Source organism: Sphingomonas sp. SFZ2018-12 (genome assembly GCF_022496715.1).
Lineage (GTDB): Bacteria > Pseudomonadota > Alphaproteobacteria > Sphingomonadales > Sphingomonadaceae > Sphingomonas.
Genome location: NZ_WTFM01000001.1, coordinates 1,488,164 through 1,506,582, shown reverse-complemented (window position 1 = coordinate 1,506,582; position 18,419 = coordinate 1,488,164). Strand labels below are relative to the sequence as shown.

Genomic DNA, 18,419 nt, shown 5'->3' with positions numbered 1-18,419 from the left:
GAGGATGCGCATGACCGAGCATGTCGACGTGATCGTGGTGGGTGCGGGCCTGTCCGGCATCGGTGCGGGCTATCATCTCCGGGCGCGTTGCCCCGACCGCAGCTTTGTTATCCTGGAGGGGCGTGACCGGATCGGCGGGACGTGGGACTTGTTCCGCTATCCGGGCATCCGTTCGGATTCGGACATGTACACGCTGGGCTTTTCGTTCCGGCCATGGACCGAGGCCAAGGCAATCGCCGACGGCCCGGCGATCCTCAACTATCTCCACGAAACGGTGCGCGAGCACGACCTCGACCGGCATATCCGGCTGCAGCACCGCATGGTGCGCGCAGAATGGTCGAGCGAGGCGGCGCGCTGGACGATCGAGCTGGAAATCGGGCCCGGTGGCGAGAAGCGGCAGATGACCTGCGCCTTCCTGTTCATGTGCTCGGGCTATTACAACTACCAGCGCGGCTATACCCCCGACTTTGCGGGGATCGACGGCTTTGCGGGGCGCGTGGTGCACCCGCAATTCTGGCCCGACGATCTCGACTATGCCGGCAAGCGCGTGATTGTCATCGGCAGCGGCGCGACCGCAGTGACGCTGGTGCCCGAGATGGCGAAACAGGCAGCGCAGGTGACGATGCTGCAGCGGTCGCCGACCTATATCGTGTCGCGTCCGTCGGAAGACGGGATCGCCAACGCGATGCGCCGGGTGCTGCCCGCGCGCCTCGCCTATGCCCTGACCCGCTGGAAGAATGTGGCGATGCAGCAATTCTTCTATCGGATCGCCCGCAAGCGTCCGGCGGAGACCAAGCAGCGGCTGGTCGGCATGGTTCGCGACGAACTCGGCAGCGGCTACGATGTGGAAACGCATTTCACGCCAAGCTATAACCCGTGGGACCAGCGTATCTGCCTGGTGCCCGATGCTGATCTGTTTGCTGCGATCCGTTCGGGCGCGGCTGCGGTGGTGACGGGACAGATCGACCGGTTCGTTGCCGACGGCATCCGGCTGACCACGGGCGAGCTCCTGCCCGCCGACATCGTCGTTACCGCCACCGGGCTGGAGCTGCAGCTGATGAGCGACGTGCCGCTGTGGATCGACGGCAAGCGCGTCGACCCGGCGGAGACGCTGAATTACAAGGGGATGATGTTCAGCGGCATCCCCAATCTTGCCTACACTTTCGGCTATACCAACGCGTCGTGGACGCTGAAGGCGGACCTGACGTCCGAATATGTCTGCCGCTTGCTCAACACGATGCGCAAGCGCGGGCTGCGCCAGTGCACGCCGCAGCCTTCGGGCGCGATCGAGCCTGCGCCCTTCCTCGATTTCACGTCGGGCTATGTCCAGCGCGCGCTGGCGCGCTTTCCCAAACAGGGATCGCGCAAGCCGTGGCGGCTTAACCAGAATTATATGCGCGACGTAATGACGTTGCGCTTCGGGTCGGTGGACGACGAGATGGTCTTTTCCAACCCCGAACCCCGCCCGGACCGTCAACGCGCGGCGTGATCGCCGACGGCCGACCCGCCGCCAAGCTTTGGTGTTGCAGTGCGAAACAAATTCGCGCCGGATGCGTTCGTCATCGCGGGAGGCAGAATTCATGATCGAAGCCGATCGGAGAGGCGAGCCGATGGTCGACCTCGCGCGCCCGCCATCGGCGCTGGGCGACGGAGCCGCGATGTTTCTCGATTTCGATGGCACGTTGGTGGCGATCGCCGCGCGTCCCGATGCCGTATGCGTCTCGCCAGATTTGCCCGCGCTGATCCAGCGCCTGCGCGATCGGCTGGGTGGGCGGCTGGCGATCATCAGCGGCCGCGCGCTCGACGATCTGGATGCGCTGCTGGGGCTGCGGGACACCGCGGCAAGCGGCAGCCATGGCGCCGAGCTGCGCTGGCCGGACGGCACGCGACGGCCGGTGGATCGTCCGGCCGCGCTCGATCGCATAACCTCCGAACTCCATGGTTTCGCCGCCAGTAACCCCGGCACGCTCGTCGAAGCGAAGCCGCTGGGGGTGGCGCTGCATCATCGCGGCGCGCCGGATGCTGCGGATGCGTGCGCAGCAATCATGCAGCATTTCGCGGAGTCGGAGGGGTTTGCGCTGCAGACAGGAAAGATGGTGCACGAGCTTCGCCTGCCCGGATCGACCAAGGGCGATGCCGTGCGCGCGTTCATGGCCGACCCGCAGTTCGCCGGCAGCGTTCCGGTGTTCGTCGGCGACGATGTGACGGATGAGGAGGGATTTTTGGCGGTGGCGGGTTTTGGTGGACTGGGTGTGCTGGTCGGCGAACTGCGCGAGACTGCCGCAAGCGCGCGGCTGGACGATGTCGCGGCGGTGCATGACTGGCTGTCCGGTCTGGCGGGAGCCGGGCATTGAGCGCGGCGACGCTCGACCTCTGGCCGATCGGCAATTGCCAGGTCAGCGCGCTGATCGACCGTGATGCGCGGATGGTATGGGCATGCGTGCCCCGCGTCGACGGCGATCCGATGTTTTCCGCGCTCATCGCCGGGCACGACCCGGGATCGGCTGACGCGACGGGACTATGGGCGATCGATCTGGAGGGATGCGTGTCGGTCGCGCAGCATTACCTCCCCAATACGCCGATCCTGGTCAGCACGCTGACCGATGCGGAGGGGAGCGCGATCGAGATCGTCGATTTCTGTCCGCGCTTCGAGCGGCTGGGGCGCACCTATCGTCCGGTCGCCTTTGCCCGTCGCGTCCGCCCGCTGTCGGGACGGCCACGGATCCGCGTTCGCCTGCGTCCCACGCGCGGCTGGGGCGACGCGGCGATTGAGCGGACCAGCGGGTCCAACCATCTGCGCTATCGCCTCGATGGCATGATTGTCCGCCTGTCGACGACCGCGCCGGTCGGCCTGATCGAGGCTGAGCGCGCATTCCGGGTCGAGGGGCCGCTGCATTTCTTCCTGGGTCCGGACGAGAGCTTTTCGGGCGATATCGCGACCACGTTCGAGGAGATGCTGAGCTATACCACCCGCCATTGGCAGCATTGGGCGCGGGGGCTGGCGACGCCGTTCGAGTGGCAGGACGTCGTCATCCGCTGCGCGATCACGCTGAAGCTTTGCCAGCACGAGGAAACCGGCGCGATCGTCGCCGCGCTGACCACGTCGATTCCGGAACATGCCGGGTCGCAGCGCAACTGGGACTATCGCTATTGCTGGATCCGCGATGCCTATTACACGGTGCAGGCGCTCAACCGCGTTGGCGCGCTCGACGTGCTGGAGGGCTATCTCGGCTATCTGCGCAACATCGTCGATCAGGCGCAGGGCGGCGACATCCAGCCGCTCTACGGCGTCCTCGGCGAGCAGGAGCTGACCGAACGCACCGCGCCGGGCCTGGCCGGCTATCGCGGCATGGGACCGGTTCGCGTCGGCAACCAGGCGTATGAGCAGCGCCAGCACGACGCCTATGGCCAGATCGTGCTGTCCAACGTTCAGGCGTTTTTCGACGCGCGGCTGTTCCGCGTCGCCAATGCCGAGGATTTCGAGGCACTGGAACGCGTCGGCGAGCGCGCCTGGCAATTGTATGATCAGCCCGACGCGGGTTTGTGGGAGCTGCGCACCCGTCAGGCGGCGCACACCTATTCCGCCGCGATGTGCTGGGCAGCGTGCGACCGACTGGGCAATGCGGCGACGCGGCTCGGTCTCGATGCGCGCGCCGACTTCTGGAACGCGCGCGCCGACGTCATGCGCGCGCGGATCGAGGATGCAGCCTGGCGCCCGGGCACCAACCGGATTTCGGCGACCTTTACGGGCGATGATCTCGACGCCAGCCTGTTGCAGCTGCTCGACCTGCGGTTCCTGTCACCCGACGATCCGCGCTTCCGGGGCACGCTGGACGCTGTCGAGACCGGGCTGCGGCGCGGATCGCACATGCTGCGCTATGATACCGAGGACGATTTCGGCCTGCCCGAAACCGCATTCAACGTGTGCACCTTCTGGTTGATCGAGGCGCTGCATTTCACCGGCCGCGATGCCGACGCGCGTGCCCTGTTCGAGGAAATGCTGGCGCGTCGCACCGCCGCCGGCCTATTGTCGGAGGATATCGACCCGGCCAGCGGCGAACTCTGGGGGAACTATCCCCAGACCTATTCGCTGGTCGGCATGATCAATTGCGCCGTCCTGTTGAGCAAACCGTGGAGCGCGATCCGATGAACCGGCTGATCATCATTTCCAATCGCGTGTCCGCGCCGACCGATTCGAAGTCGGGGGCGCAGGGCGGGCTGGCAGTCGCGCTCGCGGCGGCGCTGCGCGAATATCGCGGACTGTGGTTCGGATGGTCGGGCGAGACGACGGACGTGTTCAGCGGCCATATCAACTTCCAGCGCGCGCATGGCGTCACCACGGCGACGGTCGACCTGGAGGAACAGGACGTCGACGAATATTATAACGGTTTCGCCAATCGTACGCTGTGGCCGCTGTTCCACTACCGCATCGACCTGGCCGAATATGCCCGCGACTTCGCAGGCGGCTACAAGCGTGTGAACGAGCGGTTCGCCGATACCGTCCGCCCGCTGATCGAGCCGGACGACGTGATCTGGATCCAGGATTATCACATGTTCCCGCTCGGGGGCGAGCTGCGCGACCGGGGCTGCAAGAACCGGATCGGCTTTTTCCTCCACATTCCGTGGCCGCCGCGCCGGCTGCTCAATACATTGCCCGAGGCGGGCGAGCTCGTCGCGACGCTGTTCGCCTATGACGTCATCGGCTTTCATATCGAGGAGTGGCTGGAAAGCTTCTGCGATTTCGCGGTCAAGGATCTGGGTGCCGAGCGCGTTGCGCCGGACGTGCTGAAACTGGGGGCGCGCACGGTGCGCGTCGTCGCCAACCCGATCGGCATCGACACGCAGGAATTCGTCGCCGCCGCCAATTCGCCGCCCGCACGGCTCAGCTATCGGCGGATGCGCGACAGCGCGGTCGGGCGCGACATGATCGTCGGAGTCGACCGGCTGGACTATTCCAAGGGGCTGGAGGAACGCTTCCTCGGCTACGAGCAGTTCCTCAAGGATCACCCCGAGGAGCGCAAGGAGGTGTTCCTGCTCCAGATTGCGCCGCCGTCGCGCGGCGCGGTCGAGAGCTATCAGAAGATCCGCGCCACGCTGGAGGGGCTGTCGGGCCGGATCAACGGCGGCTATGCCGATGTCGACTGGGTGCCGATCCGCTACGTCAACCAGGGCTATCCCCGCGACGTGCTGGCCGGCATCTATCGCGCGGCGCGGATCGGTCTGGTGACGCCGTTGCGCGACGGGATGAACCTGGTCGCCAAGGAATATGTCGCGGCGCAGGATCCGGAGGACCCCGGCGTGCTGATCCTGTCACGCTTTGCGGGCGCGGCCGCGCAGCTGGGCGAAGGCGCGTTGCTCGTCAATCCGTACAGCGCGGAGGAGATGTCCGACGCGATCCTGCGCGCGCTGCGCATGCCGCGCGACGAGCGCCAGGCGCGGTGGCGGCGGATGATGGACAATGTCGAGCAGCAGGACGTGATCTGGTGGCGCAAGCGCTTCACCGACCTGCTGATGGGCGATGTCGAGGTCTCGGCAGAGGCCTGACCGCGCCGACCCGGTTCAGCTTCTGGAAAGCCGGCTTCGTCGAGGATGCGCGGTCACCTTTGACGATCGATGCGGAGTAACGCGATGCTCTTTGCGGTTTTGGCGTTGCTCGCCGCCCCGGCGGGACAGGATGCGGAGCCGGCTGCGGGCGGTACGCCGCCGCAACGGATTATCAACCTGATCGTTTATGGCGACGATCCCTGCCCAAGCGGCGGCCCCGACGACATCGTCGTATGCTCGCGCGAGGATCGCGACGAGCAGTACCGCATTCCCAAGCAGTTCCGTGAACGCCCCGTCGAGCCTCCCAGCGCAAGCTGGACGCGGCGCGCCGAACTGATCGAGGAAGTCAATCGCGTCGGCCGTCCCGGCAGTTGCTCCCCGGTCGGAACCGGCGGTCAGACCGGGTGCAACAGCGCGTTGCTTCGGCTGTGGCGCGACGATCGCGACGCGAAGCGGGTCGAGGCGGGGCGGCTGGAGTCCACCCTGCGCCGCGAAGATGCCGAGGACGACGACAAGGACGACGAAAAGGACGATTGAGCGCGGTCTATTGCCCGAAGCCGGGCGCCGCCGCGCGCGCCAGCGCGTCGCGGGCGGCGGCGAGAAGCGCGCCGGCCTTGGCTTCGCACTCGCGCTGTTCATAGGCGGGGTCGCTGTCGGCGACGATCCCAGCGCCCGCCTGAACATGCATCACCCCGTCCTTGACCACCGCAGTACGCAGCACGATGCAGCTGTCCATCGATCCGTCGGGTGAGAAATAGCCGACGCCGCCGGCATAGGCACCGCGCGTTTCGGGTTCGAGCTCCGCGATGATCTCGCACGCGCGCACCTTTGGCGCGCCGCTGACGGTTCCGGCGGGGAAGCCAGCGAACAACGCGTCGATCGCGTCACGCGCCGGCGCGATACGCCCGACCACATTCGATACGATGTGCATGACGTGGCTGTAGAATTCGACCATGTAGCTGTCGGTCACCCGCACGCTGCCCGCTTGTGCTACCCGGCCGACATCGTTGCGGCCCAGATCGAGGAGCATCAGATGCTCGGCGCGCTCCTTGGCATCGGCGAGCAGGCTGGCGCGGTTCGCCTCGTCCTCCGCCGCGTTCGCGCCGCGCGGGCGCGTGCCGGCGATCGGACGGATCGTCACCTCGCCGTCGCGCACCCGGACCAGGATTTCGGGGCTCGAGCCGGTCAGCGCGAACCCGGGCAGGTCGAGATGGTAGAGAAAGGGCGACGGATTGATCCGGCGCAGCGCGCGATAAAGCTCGAACGGCGGCAGCGGGAAGGGGGCGCGGAAACGCTGCGCCAGCACGACCTGAAAGATGTCGCCCGCGGTGATGTAATCCTTTGCGGCGGCGACCATTGCCCGATAGCGCCCGGCGGGCAGCACGGGTTCGAGCGCGATGTCGCAGGCCGCATCGATCCGCGCGGGCGCGGGCAGCGGGCTGGCGGTGAGCGCGGCGGCGGTCGCCTCGATCCGGTCGGCCGCGCGATCGAGCGTCGCGTCGATGCCGTCGCCGGGCCAGACCGGCGCGACGATGAACAGCGCGTCCGCCAGCCGGTCGAAGATCAGGATGACGGTCGGGCGCACGAACATCATGTCGGGCACGTCGATCGGATTTGCCGGCGGGCGCGGCAGTCGTTCGACGAGGCCGACGGTCTCATAGCCGAAATAGCCGACCAAACAGGCTAGCGCGCGTGGGAGCTCGCCCGGCACGTCCATGCGGCAATCGGCGACCAGCGCGCGCAGCGCGTCGAGACTCGGCGCCTCGCACGGGATGAAGGCGTCGCGGTTGGTCAGCCAGTCGCGGTTGATCGACGCATTATTGCCTTCGGCCCTGAATACGAGATCGGGGGCCAGCCCGATCAGGCTGTGGCGCCCGCGCACCGACCCGCCCTCGACCGATTCGAGCAGGAAATCGCCGCGCCCCGGCTGCATCAGCTTGAGCGCGGCGGCGACCGGGGTTTCGGTATCCGCGACCTGGCGTTGCCACACCAGCGCGGGCACCCCGCGCGCCAGCGCGTCGCGGGCGCGATCGAGCCCCTGGATCATCGGGTCACGGCGTCGGCGCGGACTGGCCGGCAAGGTCGCTGCGGACCTTGTTCAAGGCGCCCAGGTTGCGCGTGACGCCGGCCTCTGCCTCGGCCGCCTTCACGAACTGTTCGGCATATTCGCGACCGATCACCCCGCCCAGCGCGGAGCGGCTTGCGCCGATCAGCTGGGCGTTGCCCTTGGCATCGCCGGGGATGATGTCCTCCAGATACACGACGAACCAGCCGCTCGTATTGTCGCCGCGCGCAATCTTGGCGCGCTTCTCGGTCATCGCGAACATCAGCTCGATCGCCGGCGGCACTTGGGCCTCGCGGTTGCGCTGCTGCGCGGCGAGCTGCGCGCGCGAGAGCTTTGCCGGCGTCGGGGCGGGCAGCTTGAGCCCAGTCTGGCGCATCGCGTCGGGCAGCGCGGTGCCGGCATTGACCTTGGCCGCGACCCCCTCGGCAATCGTGCGCGCGCGATCGAAGGCGCGCTCGGCGACGAAATCGCGCAGCACCGCGTCGCGCACCCGCGCCAGCGGCGGCGGGGCGGCTTCCTGGATCGCGCCGAGCGCGACGAGCGCGAAGGTGCCGTCTTCACCGACCTGGACCACTTCGGGATCGTCGCCCTGGTTGGCGGCGAAGCCCGCCTGGATGATCCGGGCCAGCGCCGGATCGGGTTGGGCCGGCGCATCCGGGTTGAGCCCGTTGGCCAGCACCGACCCGGTCGACTGCGCCTTCAGCTTGGCGTCGGTGACCAACTCGTCGAAGGTCGACCCTTCGGAAATGCCGTCGTCCAGCTTGCTCTGCATCGCGTTCAGCGCAGCCACGGTCTTGGCCTGACGCAGTTCGGAAGCCAGCGCCTCGCGCGCCTGGGCGAGCGTCCGCGCAGGGACGACGCGGACCGCCTCGACCCGCACCACGTGCCAGCCGAGCGGCGAGCGCACGGGCCCCGCGACCGCGCCCTGCGCGGCGGCAAAGGCGGCGTCGGCCACGGCTGGCGCGGTCTGGCGGCCGAGATCGGCCTTGCTGACTTCGGTGAACAGCGTCGGTTCAAAGCCGGCGGTGCGCGCCGCCGCCTCGAGACTCGTGCCGCCGCGCACCTGCGCTGCCAGCCGGTTGGCGGCGGCCTGATCGGCGATCACCACCTGACGCACGGTGCGCTGCTCGCTCGCGGCGAACCGCGCGGCATCACGCTGATAGGCCTGGGCGATTTCCGCGTCGCTGGGCGTGGTCTGGCCGGCGACCGATTGCGGGGTCACCAGCGCATAACGCACGGTGCGGCGTTCCGGGATCGTGTAGCGGGGCCGGTTGCGGCCATAATAGGCCTGCAGCGCCTTGTCGTCGGGCGGGCCGCCGGCGTCCACCGCCTCGCTGGGGATGAAGCCGATCAGCGCCTCGCGCCGCTCGAGCAGGAGCGAGGCATAGGGTGCGGCCATCGCCGCCGAAATCTGCCGCGCCCCGATCGTCGGGTTGATCAGCCATCCCGCCAGCGTCTCGCGCCGGATATCGTCGCGAAGCTGTTCGGAGGTGATGCCGCGTTCGCGCAGCCGCTGTTCATAGGTCTGCTGGTTGAACTTGCCGTCAAAGCCCTGGAAGGCGGGGATGCTCGCGATCTGGCCATCGACGAACTTCTGGCTCACGACCATCCCCGCGTCCGTCGCGAACTGGCGCAGCACCTGACCGGAAATCAGCTGGTCGAGCACGCTTTCGAGACCTCCCGCGGCGATGAACTGGCTCATGTCGGCCAGCGGGTTGCGCTGGCGTGCGGCCTCGACCTCAAGACGGGCACGCTGGATCAGTTCGGTCGAGGTAATGTCCTCGTCGCCGACGCGCGCGACGCTGGTCGCCGCCGGGGCACCCGAGCGCAGGCCGGTGATGTCGCCCGCAGCAAACGCCAGCGCGATCACGACCAGGAAGACGAGCGTGACGATTCCACCGATGCGCGAGAAGATCAGGCGACGAAAGACTGAGAGCATTGACGGGAGGCCGATCGGTTGAGGTTCCGGGAAACCGGGTCCTAGGCGGGCGCGCCGGGGCTTTCAAGCTTGTGCGCGTGCCGGACTGCGCTAATCGCGGACGCAACGAGCGGGAGGGACAGGCATGACGCGACGCAAGCTGGTGGCGGGCAACTGGAAGATGAACGGGATGGCGCGCGACCTGGACGCGGTGGCGGCGATCGCGGCCGCTGCGCGCGCGCACCCCGATGTCGACGTCGCGCTGTGCGTGCCGGCGACGCTGATCGCGGCCGCAGCGAGCCGGGGCGAAGGCGTCTGGATCGGTGCGCAGGACGTCCATGCCAATGATGCGGGCGCGCATACCGGCTGCCTGTCCGCGCCGATGCTGGTCGAAGCGGGCGCGCGCGTCGTGATCGTCGGGCACAGCGAACGCCGCGCCGACCAGAACGAAACGAGCCACGACGCCTGGGCCAAGGCGGCGGCCGCGCACCGCCATGCGATGCAGGTCATCCTGTGCGTGGGCGAGACCGAGGCCGAGCGCGAGGCCGGCCGCGCCGAGCGCGTCGTCCAGGCGCAGATCGAGAAGTCGGTGCCCGAGGACGCGACCGGCGACTGGTTCACGCTGGCCTATGAACCGCGCTGGGCGATCGGCACCGGCCGGACCCCGACGCTGGAGGAAATCGCCTGCATCCATGCGATTGCGCGCGCCAAGCTGCGCCAGATGATCGGCGATACTGCGGCGGGCATCCGCATCCTTTATGGCGGCTCGGTGACGGGCGCGAATGCGGGCGCGATCCTGTTTACCGAGAATGTCGACGGCGCCTTGGTCGGCGGCGCCAGCCTGACCGCGGCGAAATTCGTGCCGATCATCGCGGCGGCGGCAGCGGGAAACTGAGCCCGCCGAATATCGCGATGGTAGCGGAGGAGGGACTTGAACCCCCGACACGCGGATTATGATTCCGCTGCTCTAACCAACTGAGCTACTCCGCCCCAGAATACCGGCATCGCGGTCGGCGAGCGCGCGACATAGGGGCGTCGCGCGCGACGGTCAAGCGAACATGTGGCGCGACAGCGGGGCCCAGGGCCCGCCGCGATATTCCCATGCGGCAAGGCCGGAAATGACGAGCGGGCGTGGCGTGAAGCCGGCGGCGAGTTCGTCGAGCAGCGCGCGGGCGGCGCGCGCCGGCACCTTGTTCTGGATCGTCACATGTGGTCGCCATCCGGCGCGGTCCTGCGGCACCAGAAGCGGGGCGAACGCCTCCGCCAGTTCGTCGCGGATCGTCGCGAGCCCGGGCGACTCGACGCGAAAGGCAACGCCACCGCCCAGGTTCATCAGCCCGGCGATGCGGGCGTCGGGGCGGGGCTGCCCCCGCGTCGCCGCGTTCAGGCGCTGCTTCAGTTCGCGGAGCAGGTCGGGGGGCAGATGGTGGAACAAGGTAAGGTGCGCGTCGAGCTGGTTGCGCTCGGGCGGGAAGTGACGCTGACGCAGACCATTGAGCCACGCGAAGTCGGCTGGACCGAACAGCGCGCTGACGATCACGGGTCCGCGCGCGGCGTCGCGGGCGTCGGTCAAATCTCGACCTGGCTGCCCAGCTCGACGACACGGTTGGTCGGCAGGCGGAAAAACTCCATCGCGCTTTCGGCGTTGCGGAGCATCCAAGCGAACAGCTTTTCGCGCCACAGCATCATGCCCGGCTTGTCCGACGGCAGCAGGGTCTGGCGAGCGAGGAAGAAGCTGGTTTCGATCATTCGGAACTCGGATCCGCAATCGCGCACCTGCTTCAGCGCTGCGGGCACATCGGCCTCCTGCATGAAGCCGTAGCGCAGGATCATGCGATGAAAGCCCTGGCCGAGATCCTCCAGCTCGACCCGGCAATCGTCGGCGACATAGGGTTCGTCCTTGATCTTGACGGTCAACAGGATGACCCGGTCGTGCAGAACCTTGTTGTGCTTCAGATTGTGGAGCAGCGCGTGGGGCACGCCATCGGGGGTGCTGGTCATGAACACGGCGGTTCCAGGCACGCGCGTCGCCGAATTGGCGGCCGACGAGATGAACACCTGGATCGGCATGGCGGAACGGCGCAGTTGCTCGATCATCAGCATCCGACCCTTCGACCAGGTGGTGAGGAAGGTGAAGATGACGAGGCCGACGAGCAGCGGGAACCAGCCGCCGTCGGGGACCTTGGTCAGGTTGGCGAGGAAATAGGCACCGTCGACCACGAACAGCAGCGCGAGCAGCGGCACGGAGAAATACCACCGCCACTTCCACAGCGAGAACAGCAGCACGGTCAGCAGGCACGTGTCGATGAACATCGCGCCGGTCACCGCGATGCCATAGGCCGAGGTGAGATTGGACGAGCTCTGGAAGATGAGCACGAGCAGGATGACCATCGTCATCAGCAGCCAGTTGATTAGCGGGATATAGATTTGTCCCGCCGTCGATGCGCTGGTGTGATCGATGCGCAGGCGCGGCATGAAGCCGAGCTGGATCGCCTGTTGCGTAACCGAAAACGCACCCGAGATGACTGCCTGACTGGCGATGATCGCCGCCATCGTCGCCAGGATGACGAGCGGGAGGCGCAGGCTTTCGGGCGCGAGCAGGTAGAAGGGGCTTTCGAGCGCGAGCACGCCGTCGCGCAGCAGCAGTCCGCCCTGGCCCATATAGTTGAGCATCAGCGCGGGCAGCACGAACCACAGCCACGACAGGCGGATGGGATTCCGGCCGAAGTGACCCATGTCGGCATAGAGCGCCTCCGCCCCGGTCACCGCCAGCACCACCGAGCCCAGCGCCAGGAACGCGGCGAGCGGCTCGTCCGCGAAGAACAGCACGGCATGATGCGGGGACAGTGCGCCGAGCACTGCCGGGCTTTGCGAAATGCTGATCGCGCCGAGCGTCGCGATGGTGATGAAATACGCCATCATGATCGGGCCGAAGAACGCGCCGATCCGCGCCGTCCCGTTGCGCTGGATCGAAAAGAGGAAGATCAGGATGAACACCGACGCGGGCAGCACGAGGCCGCCAAAGCCGGGCGCGGCGACCGCGAGCCCCTCGACCGCGCCAAGCACCGTCACCGCCGGCGTGATCATGCTGTCGCCATAGAAAAGCGCGGTGGCGAACACGCCCAGCAGGATGATCCCGGCGGTCCAGCGCCGGTTTCGCGTCTTGCCGGAAATCAGCGCGAGCAGCGCCAGGCTGCCGCCTTCGCCCTTGTTGTCGGCGCGCAGGATGATGAGGACGTATTTCAGCGTCACCACCACCATCATCGACCAGAACATCAGGCTGATGACACCCATCACATGCTGGGTATCGAGCGCGAGCGGATGGTGGCCCGCAAAGGTTTCGCGGAACGCGTAAAGCGGGCTGGTGCCAATGTCGCCGAACACGACGCCAATCGCCGACACGGCGAGTTTCCACACGGCCTGTTCGCGATGGTGCGGCGCAGCGGCTTCGTCTGCGTCGGGTGTGGCCTGCACTGAGGCGGAGCCGGCGCTGGTCAAGGCCGGAAGTCAGTCGGAAATGAGGTCAAAATCATCGAAACGATACCGTGCTTCCGAAACAATCCGCCCGAAAAGCCTGGCCGCGCCGGTATCACCATGCGTTCGCGCTTGCAACAGGCCGACTCAGGGGCACCGTTCGCCGAACAGTGCATCGGCCTCCGACCGGGTCGGTACCGCGCGGAGCACGAAGCTGGAGCTGATCGTGTGGACGCCGGGCAGGCGGCCGAGATGTTCGCGATGCAGCCGCTCATAATCGTCGAGGTCGCGACACAGTACCTTCAGCCGGTAATCCTGCGATCCGGAAACCAGCGCGCATTCGACGATCCCGTCGATCGCGCCGATCGCGCGTTCAAACTGCGCCAGATCCTCCTCGACCTGTGTGCCGAGCTTGATGTCGACCAGCGCGATGACCTTGAACCCCAGGGCGCGATGATCGATCCGCGCACCATAGCCGCGAAGCAACCCGGCTGCCTCCAGCGCCTGGATCCGCCGCGTGCACGCCGATTGCGACAGCCCGACTCGCGCGGCGAGCTCGCTGACCGAAGTCCGTGCATGCGCGGACAGATGGTTGAGGATGGCGAGGTCGATTCGATCGGTCTGCATGACTTGTGCATCCTAGCGCGGATTGGCGCAGGGTTCATGCAAAAGCGTGGTGCTGCCACCGCTGCCTTTGCAAAGACATCCGCCGCACGCTCGCGCTATGACACGCGCGACCGGCGACGAGGCCAGCGACGAGGAGAGTGACCATGCGCATCGGCGTGCCCAAGGAAATCAAGAACCACGAATATCGCGTCGGCCTGACCCCGCCTTCGGTGGCCGAACTGGTTTCGCGCGGACATCAGGTCGTCGTCGAGACAAAGGCGGGAATGGGGATCGATTTCGAGGATGCCGATTACGTCGCCGCCGGCGCGACCATCCTGCCGGATGCGGCGTCGGTGTTCGCGGGCGCGGACATGATCGTGAAGGTCAAGGAGCCGCAGCCGTCCGAAATCGCGCTGCTCGAATCGCGGCACACGCTGTTCACCTATCTCCACCTGGCCGCCGACAAGCCGCAGGCCGAGGGGCTGATGGCCGCCGGGGCGACCTGCATCGCATATGAAACGGTGACGTCCGACAGCCGGTCGCTGCCCCTGCTCAAGCCGATGAGCGAGGTGGCGGGGCGGATGTCGATTCAGGTCGGTGCGCATTATCTGGAAAAGGAACAGGGCGGGCGCGGGGTGCTGCTGGGCGGCGTGCCCGGCGTCGCGCCGGCCAAGGTCGCGATCCTGGGTGGCGGCGTGTCGGGCATCAACGCGGCGCAGATGGCGACCGGACAGCGCGCCGACGTGACCATCTACGACATCAACAACGACCGCCTCGCCGAACTCGACATGCATTTCGGCAGCACGATCAAGACCGCCTATGCGAGCAAGGCGGCGATCGCGGCGGCGGTGCGCAGCGCGCATCTGGTGATCGGCGCGGTGCTGGTCCCCGGCGCCGCCGCGCCCAAGCTGGTCACGCGCGAGATGCTCAAGACCATGAAGCGCGGTTCGGTGCTCGTCGATATCGCGATCGATCAGGGGGGCTGTTTCGAAACCTCGCGCGCGACGACCCACGACGACCCGGTTTATGTCGAGGAGGGCGTCATTCATTATTGCGTGGCCAACATGCCGGGTGCGGTGGCGCGTACCAGCGCGTTTGCGCTCAACAACGCGACGCTGCCCTTTGTCATCCGGCTCGCCGACCATGGTGCCGAGGCGGCGATGCAGGCGGACCGCCACCTGGCCAACGGGCTCAACGTGTCGGGGGGCAAGATCCGCCACCCGGCGGTCGCCGAGGCGCTTGACCTGCCGTTCGAGGCCTGGCCGGGCGCGCGCTGAGCGGCCCGCGTCAGAGCATTTCGAGCAGGATGACGTCCGCGCTCTTCGTCAATGCCACGCGGTCGCCGCGCACGGTCGACTCCTCGCCGCTATAGGCGTCGCGGACCCTTGTGCCCGGAGCGAACACGTCGTCGACCACGATGCTGTTCGCGCCGGGTGTGACGCCCGCCGCGACGACGATGCGGTCGCTGCCGCGCGAACCCTCCAGCACGCGCGCGAAGGTATAGGGCGCGCGCGACAGTTCACGGTGCTTGCCCGCACCGAGCGCCGGATGCGCCTTGCGAAAGCGCCCGAGCCGCCGCCAGTGATCGAGAAGCGCGGCGTTGCGCTCCACCGCCGACCAGTCGAAGTTCGAGCGCAGCGTCGCGTCGCCGCGCGTGCCCGGCACGACCAGCGAGCGCCCGATCTCGTCGCCATAGTAGATCTGCGCGCCGCCCGGGCTCAGCATCAGCCGCGTCGCGTCGTCGCGCGCAGTCGCCCGTGTCGGATCGAACGGGTTCATGTCGTCGTGCGACGCGAGATAGTTGAGCACGCCGCGCCCCGCGAAATTGCCGCCGTTCAGGTCGGCGTCGAAAATGCGGTGCTGTTCGGGCATCGGCAGCGCGGCATGCGTCGGGAAGCCCATGTTGATCAGCGCGTCGAAGCCGTGCTGATAGAAATCGACCTGGCGGTCGCCATAGTCATAGCGGCGTTCGCGCGCCTGGCCGAAGCCGTCGAGGCCGAAATTGAACACCTCGCCGACCATATAGAAGGGCTTGTCGCCGGCGATCCGGTCGGGGTTGCGCGCGCGCCATTCGGCGAGCGCGATCTCCGCCTCACGCTTCAGGACACCCCAGATTTCGGGGTCGGTGTGCTTGGCGGTATCGACGCGAAAGCCGTCGACGCCATAATCGCGAACCCAGTCGGTCAGCCATTTGACGATGTAGTATTTGGGCGCGCGCGGATAGCCGGTGCGCGCGAAGAAGCGATCGAGCTCGGCCATCTCGCGCTCGTACCGGCCCTCCGCCCGCCAGCGTTCGACCATGAAGTCGGGCAACGCGACCGGCGTTTCGGATTCGGTACGGATGTCCTGGAGCGTGAACGACAATTCGCACGGCACGTTGCCCGCGAAGTTCTTGTAATCGCAGGCCGGGCCGCGGCGGACCCAGTCTTCCGGCCAGCGCGGGTCGCCGCGGTCGGTCACCGCGCCGGCATGATTGATGATGACGTCGGCGATGATGCGGATGCCGTGGCGATGCGCGGCGTCGATCATGCGGGCGAGGTCCGCCTCGCTGCCCAGCCGCGGATCGACCTTGCTCCAGTCGCGCGGCCAATAGCCGTGAAAGGGATAGCTGTAGCCCCATTCGCCCTCGATCACCGCGCCATGGACGTTTTCGATCAGCGGAGTGGTCCAGATCGCGTCGACGCCCAGCGCGTCGAAATAGCCTGCCTCAATCCGCTGCGTGACCCCGGCAATGTCGCCGCCTTCAAACCCGCGCAGCAGGTCGGGCTTGCCGACCGCGGGAATGGCGGCGTCGTTGCCGCGATCGCCGTTCATGAAACGATCGGTCATCAGGAAATAGACGGTCGCATTGCGCCAGAAGGGGTCGACCGGCGCGGTCGCATCGGCTGCCGTCGCCGGCCGGGTCGGCGGCAGCGCCGCGCAGGATGCGAGCAACGTTGCAACCATCGGCGCCAGCGCAACGCCAAATCGTCCAAATCCGCGTGCCGTCATCGTCCTCTCCTGCTGGCGCACCGGTATCTTCCGGGCTGTGCGTCCAGCGTAGCGGCGCAACGGCGCACGACGCGATGTATTCGTATGTGATCGCCGGCGGTGGTTCAGGGGCGGGCGGGGGCGAGCGCCTGCATTGCGGCGAAATCGTCGAGCATCGCGAGCCGTTCGGCAATCGCGGCGCGCGCGTTGCTGCCGGGCGCGGTCCGTTCCAGCGCGGCGCGCCACAAGCTGCGGGCACGGTCGAAATCACCCGTCCGCGCCCGGCCGACGCCATAGAAATAATAGCCGCCCGGTGCCGATGGGTCGACGCGGATCGCCTGTTCGAACGCGAATTGCGCGGGCGGCGACAGGATGTCGCGGTCATGGTCGAGATAGGCGAGACCAAGGCCGCTCCACAGCGCCACGTTGCGCGGATCGCCCTGCAGCGCGCCGATCAGCAGCCGGACCGCCGAACCGGGCGACCCGACCCGGGTCAGCGCATCAGCGGCGACGAAAAACTGCGCGGTGCTGCCGAAGCGTCCGAACAGCTTCAGGCGCATCGACACGGTATCGGGATCGACCTGGCCGCGCGCTGCGCGCGCGCCGGTGGGGCTGCCGGGCAGGGCGGGCCGCCCCTGCAGCGCATAGCCCGCAGCCGCCAGCATCATCGCCGCGCCGGCGAGCGACGCCAGCGTCCGGCTGAACCCCAGTGCCCACAGAGCCGCGCCCGCCGCTGCTGCCAGTCCCGCCAGGATCAGCCAGCCGACGAGCATCGCCGCGCGGTCAGCCCCGCCCGATCAGGCGGCGCGCGATCGCGTCGGCAACATCGGCTTCGGGCTGGCCGGTCCGTGCGCTCTCGTCCCACACCTGGACCAACCGTTCCGGGATGCGCGCGACGCGGGCCTCGACCTCGGCCCGGTCGCCCTGGCCCAGATATTCGAGCGCGACGTTGATGATGCCGCCAGCGTTGATGACGTAATCGGGTGCATACAGGATTCCGCGCGCGTGCAGCCGCGCCCCGTCCTGGGGCGTCGCAAGCTGGTTGTTCGCGCCGCCCGCCACCGCCTTGCACCGCAGCGCGGCGATCGTCGCCTCGGTCAGGATCGCGCCCAAGGCGTTCGGGCTTACGATGTCGGTGTCCAGGGTCAGCACCGCATCGGGATCGGCGATCGCCGCCCCCAGCTCATCCGCAAGCGCCTGCGCGCGCGACCGGTTGACGTCGGCGAGGGTCAGGACGGCGCCGTCGGCCGCGAGCAGCCGCGCGAGCCCGCCGCCGACGCTGCCCACCCCCTGGATCGCGACGCGAACGCCGCGCATGTCATCGGTGCCGAGTGCGCGTGCGGCGGCGGCGCGGACCCCCAGATACACGCCGCGCGACGTGTAGGGGCCCGGATCGCCGCCCGCGCTGCCGGCGCTGGCGGGAAGGCCGGAGACATGACGCGTCGTGGTTGCGATCGCGATCATGTCGGCTTCGGACATGCCGACATCCTCGGCCGTCACATAGCGCCCGCCCAGCGAGTCGATCGCGCGCCCGAACGCTGCGAGCAGTCCGTCGGCCTTCGCCGCGCCCGGCGACGGAGCCAGGATGACGCCTTTGCCCCCGCCCATCGGCAGGCCCGCCATCGCATTCTTGAAGCTCATGCCGCGCGACAGGCGCAGCGCGTCGGTGATCGCAGCGTCGCTGTGCGCATAATGCCAGTAGCGCACGCCGCCCGCTGCCGGACCCAGCGCCGTCGAATGAATGGCGATCACCGCGCGCAGCCCGGTGTCACGGTCGGTGAACAGGTGGACGCCCTCATGGTCGTCGAAGTCGTCGAAACCCCAGTCGGTCGGCACGGCTGA

At 67.8% G+C, this 18,419-nt stretch carries 15 protein-coding genes and 1 tRNA gene; 7 read left to right on the top strand and 9 right to left on the bottom strand.

What is annotated here, in order from left to right; genetic code table 11:
• Positions 1-10: 10 nt before the first annotated feature.
• The 5 genes from GO308_RS07000 to GO308_RS06980 all read left to right on the top strand — a co-directional run bounded on the left by GO308_RS07000 (position 11) and on the right by GO308_RS06980 (position 6,081).
• Positions 11-1,489 carry an NAD(P)/FAD-dependent oxidoreductase gene (locus tag GO308_RS07000; RefSeq protein ID WP_240884817.1) on the top strand — a complete coding sequence of 493 codons (1,479 nt, stop codon included), beginning with the start codon at positions 11-13 and terminating at the stop codon, positions 1,487-1,489.
• 91 nt (positions 1,490-1,580) lie between these two features.
• Entirely contained in the window at positions 1,581-2,354 is a 774-nt protein-coding gene (gene otsB, locus GO308_RS06995) for a trehalose-phosphatase (protein WP_240884815.1), read from the top strand.
• A complete protein-coding gene (locus GO308_RS06990) occupies positions 2,351-4,150 on the top strand; it encodes a glycoside hydrolase family 15 protein (RefSeq protein WP_240884813.1) in 1,800 nt (599 codons plus the stop codon). The genes otsB and GO308_RS06990 overlap by 4 nt, the downstream gene beginning before the upstream one ends.
• A complete protein-coding gene (locus GO308_RS06985; protein ID WP_240884811.1) occupies positions 4,147-5,544 on the top strand; it encodes a trehalose-6-phosphate synthase in 1,398 nt (465 codons plus the stop codon). Before GO308_RS06990 ends, GO308_RS06985 begins: the two co-directional genes overlap by 4 nt.
• 84 nt (positions 5,545-5,628) lie before the next feature.
• Positions 5,629-6,081, top strand: a complete 453-nt coding sequence (locus GO308_RS06980) for a hypothetical protein (protein WP_197417195.1) — start codon at positions 5,629-5,631, stop codon at positions 6,079-6,081.
• Positions 6,082-6,088: 7 nt separating this feature from the next.
• On the opposite strand, the gene GO308_RS06975 is transcribed toward GO308_RS06980, so the two are convergent.
• Together GO308_RS06975 and GO308_RS06970 are read right to left on the bottom strand one after the other, a co-directional pair.
• Entirely contained in the window at positions 6,089-7,591 is a 1,503-nt protein-coding gene (locus GO308_RS06975) for a chorismate-binding protein (RefSeq protein ID WP_240884808.1), read from the bottom strand.
• Between the two features lie 4 nt (positions 7,592-7,595).
• Positions 7,596-9,548, bottom strand: coding sequence for a peptidylprolyl isomerase (locus GO308_RS06970; RefSeq protein WP_240884806.1), 1,953 nt, complete (start codon positions 9,546-9,548; stop codon positions 7,596-7,598).
• Positions 9,549-9,672: 124 nt separating this feature from the next.
• On the opposite strand from GO308_RS06970, the gene tpiA reads away from it, so the two are divergent.
• Positions 9,673-10,422, top strand: coding sequence for a triose-phosphate isomerase (gene tpiA / locus GO308_RS06965; RefSeq protein WP_240884804.1), 750 nt, complete (start codon positions 9,673-9,675; stop codon positions 10,420-10,422).
• Positions 10,423-10,440: 18 nt separating this feature from the next.
• On the opposite strand, the gene GO308_RS06960 is transcribed toward tpiA, so the two are convergent.
• The 4 genes from GO308_RS06960 to GO308_RS06945 form a co-directional block, all read right to left on the bottom strand.
• Positions 10,441-10,517, bottom strand: a tRNA-Met gene (locus GO308_RS06960).
• 58 nt (positions 10,518-10,575) lie between these two features.
• Entirely contained in the window at positions 10,576-11,100 is a 525-nt protein-coding gene (locus GO308_RS06955) for a 2'-5' RNA ligase family protein (RefSeq protein ID WP_240884802.1), read from the bottom strand.
• The gene (locus tag GO308_RS06950; RefSeq protein ID WP_240884800.1) at positions 11,097-13,001 is read right to left on the bottom strand and encodes a potassium transporter Kup; all 1,905 of its coding nucleotides are present in this window, start codon (positions 12,999-13,001) and stop codon (positions 11,097-11,099) included. The genes GO308_RS06955 and GO308_RS06950 overlap by 4 nt, the downstream gene beginning before the upstream one ends.
• 147 nt (positions 13,002-13,148) lie before the next feature.
• The gene (locus GO308_RS06945; RefSeq protein WP_240884798.1) at positions 13,149-13,628 is read right to left on the bottom strand and encodes an Lrp/AsnC family transcriptional regulator; all 480 of its coding nucleotides are present in this window, start codon (positions 13,626-13,628) and stop codon (positions 13,149-13,151) included.
• Positions 13,629-13,771: 143 nt separating this feature from the next.
• Between GO308_RS06945 and ald the strand changes: the two genes are divergently transcribed.
• On the top strand, positions 13,772-14,884 hold the full coding sequence (gene ald, locus GO308_RS06940; protein ID WP_066479774.1) for an alanine dehydrogenase: 1,113 nt from the start codon (positions 13,772-13,774) through the stop codon (positions 14,882-14,884).
• A gap of 10 nt (positions 14,885-14,894) precedes the next feature.
• Here the strand turns inward: ald and GO308_RS06935 are convergent, their stop codons facing one another.
• The 3 genes from GO308_RS06935 to GO308_RS06925 all read right to left on the bottom strand — a co-directional run bounded on the left by GO308_RS06935 (position 14,895) and on the right by GO308_RS06925 (position 18,413).
• Entirely contained in the window at positions 14,895-16,598 is a 1,704-nt protein-coding gene (locus GO308_RS06935) for an alpha-amylase family glycosyl hydrolase (RefSeq protein WP_240884796.1), read from the bottom strand.
• 104 nt (positions 16,599-16,702) lie between these two features.
• Positions 16,703-17,350: a hypothetical protein gene (locus GO308_RS06930; protein WP_240884790.1), complete on the bottom strand. Its 648-nt coding sequence runs from the start codon at positions 17,348-17,350 to the stop codon at positions 16,703-16,705.
• Positions 17,351-17,360: 10 nt separating this feature from the next.
• Positions 17,361-18,413 carry a Glu/Leu/Phe/Val dehydrogenase dimerization domain-containing protein gene (locus GO308_RS06925; protein WP_240884788.1) on the bottom strand — a complete coding sequence of 351 codons (1,053 nt, stop codon included), beginning with the start codon at positions 18,411-18,413 and terminating at the stop codon, positions 17,361-17,363.
• Positions 18,414-18,419 lie beyond the last annotated feature (6 nt).

Excerpts from the sequence above, each read along its gene's own strand:
- GO308_RS07000 (WP_240884817.1), top strand. The coding sequence starts at position 11 with ATGACCGAGCATGTCGACGTGATCGTGGTGGGTGCGGGCCTGTCCGGC.
- otsB (WP_240884815.1), top strand. The coding sequence starts at position 1,581 with ATGATCGAAGCCGATCGGAGAGGCGAGCCGATGGTCGACCTCGCGCGC.
- GO308_RS06985 (WP_240884811.1), top strand. The coding sequence starts at position 4,147 with ATGAACCGGCTGATCATCATTTCCAATCGCGTGTCCGCGCCGACCGAT.
- GO308_RS06980 (WP_197417195.1), top strand. The coding sequence starts at position 5,629 with ATGCTCTTTGCGGTTTTGGCGTTGCTCGCCGCCCCGGCGGGACAGGAT.
- GO308_RS06975 (WP_240884808.1), bottom strand. The coding sequence starts at position 7,591 with ATGATCCAGGGGCTCGATCGCGCCCGCGACGCGCTGGCGCGCGGGGTG.
- GO308_RS06970 (WP_240884806.1), bottom strand. The coding sequence starts at position 9,548 with ATGCTCTCAGTCTTTCGTCGCCTGATCTTCTCGCGCATCGGTGGAATC.
- tpiA (WP_240884804.1), top strand. The coding sequence starts at position 9,673 with ATGACGCGACGCAAGCTGGTGGCGGGCAACTGGAAGATGAACGGGATG.
- GO308_RS06945 (WP_240884798.1), bottom strand. The coding sequence starts at position 13,628 with ATGCAGACCGATCGAATCGACCTCGCCATCCTCAACCATCTGTCCGCG.
- ald (WP_066479774.1), top strand. The coding sequence starts at position 13,772 with ATGCGCATCGGCGTGCCCAAGGAAATCAAGAACCACGAATATCGCGTC.
- GO308_RS06935 (WP_240884796.1), bottom strand. The coding sequence starts at position 16,598 with ATGACGGCACGCGGATTTGGACGATTTGGCGTTGCGCTGGCGCCGATG.
- GO308_RS06930 (WP_240884790.1), bottom strand. The coding sequence starts at position 17,350 with ATGCTCGTCGGCTGGCTGATCCTGGCGGGACTGGCAGCAGCGGCGGGC.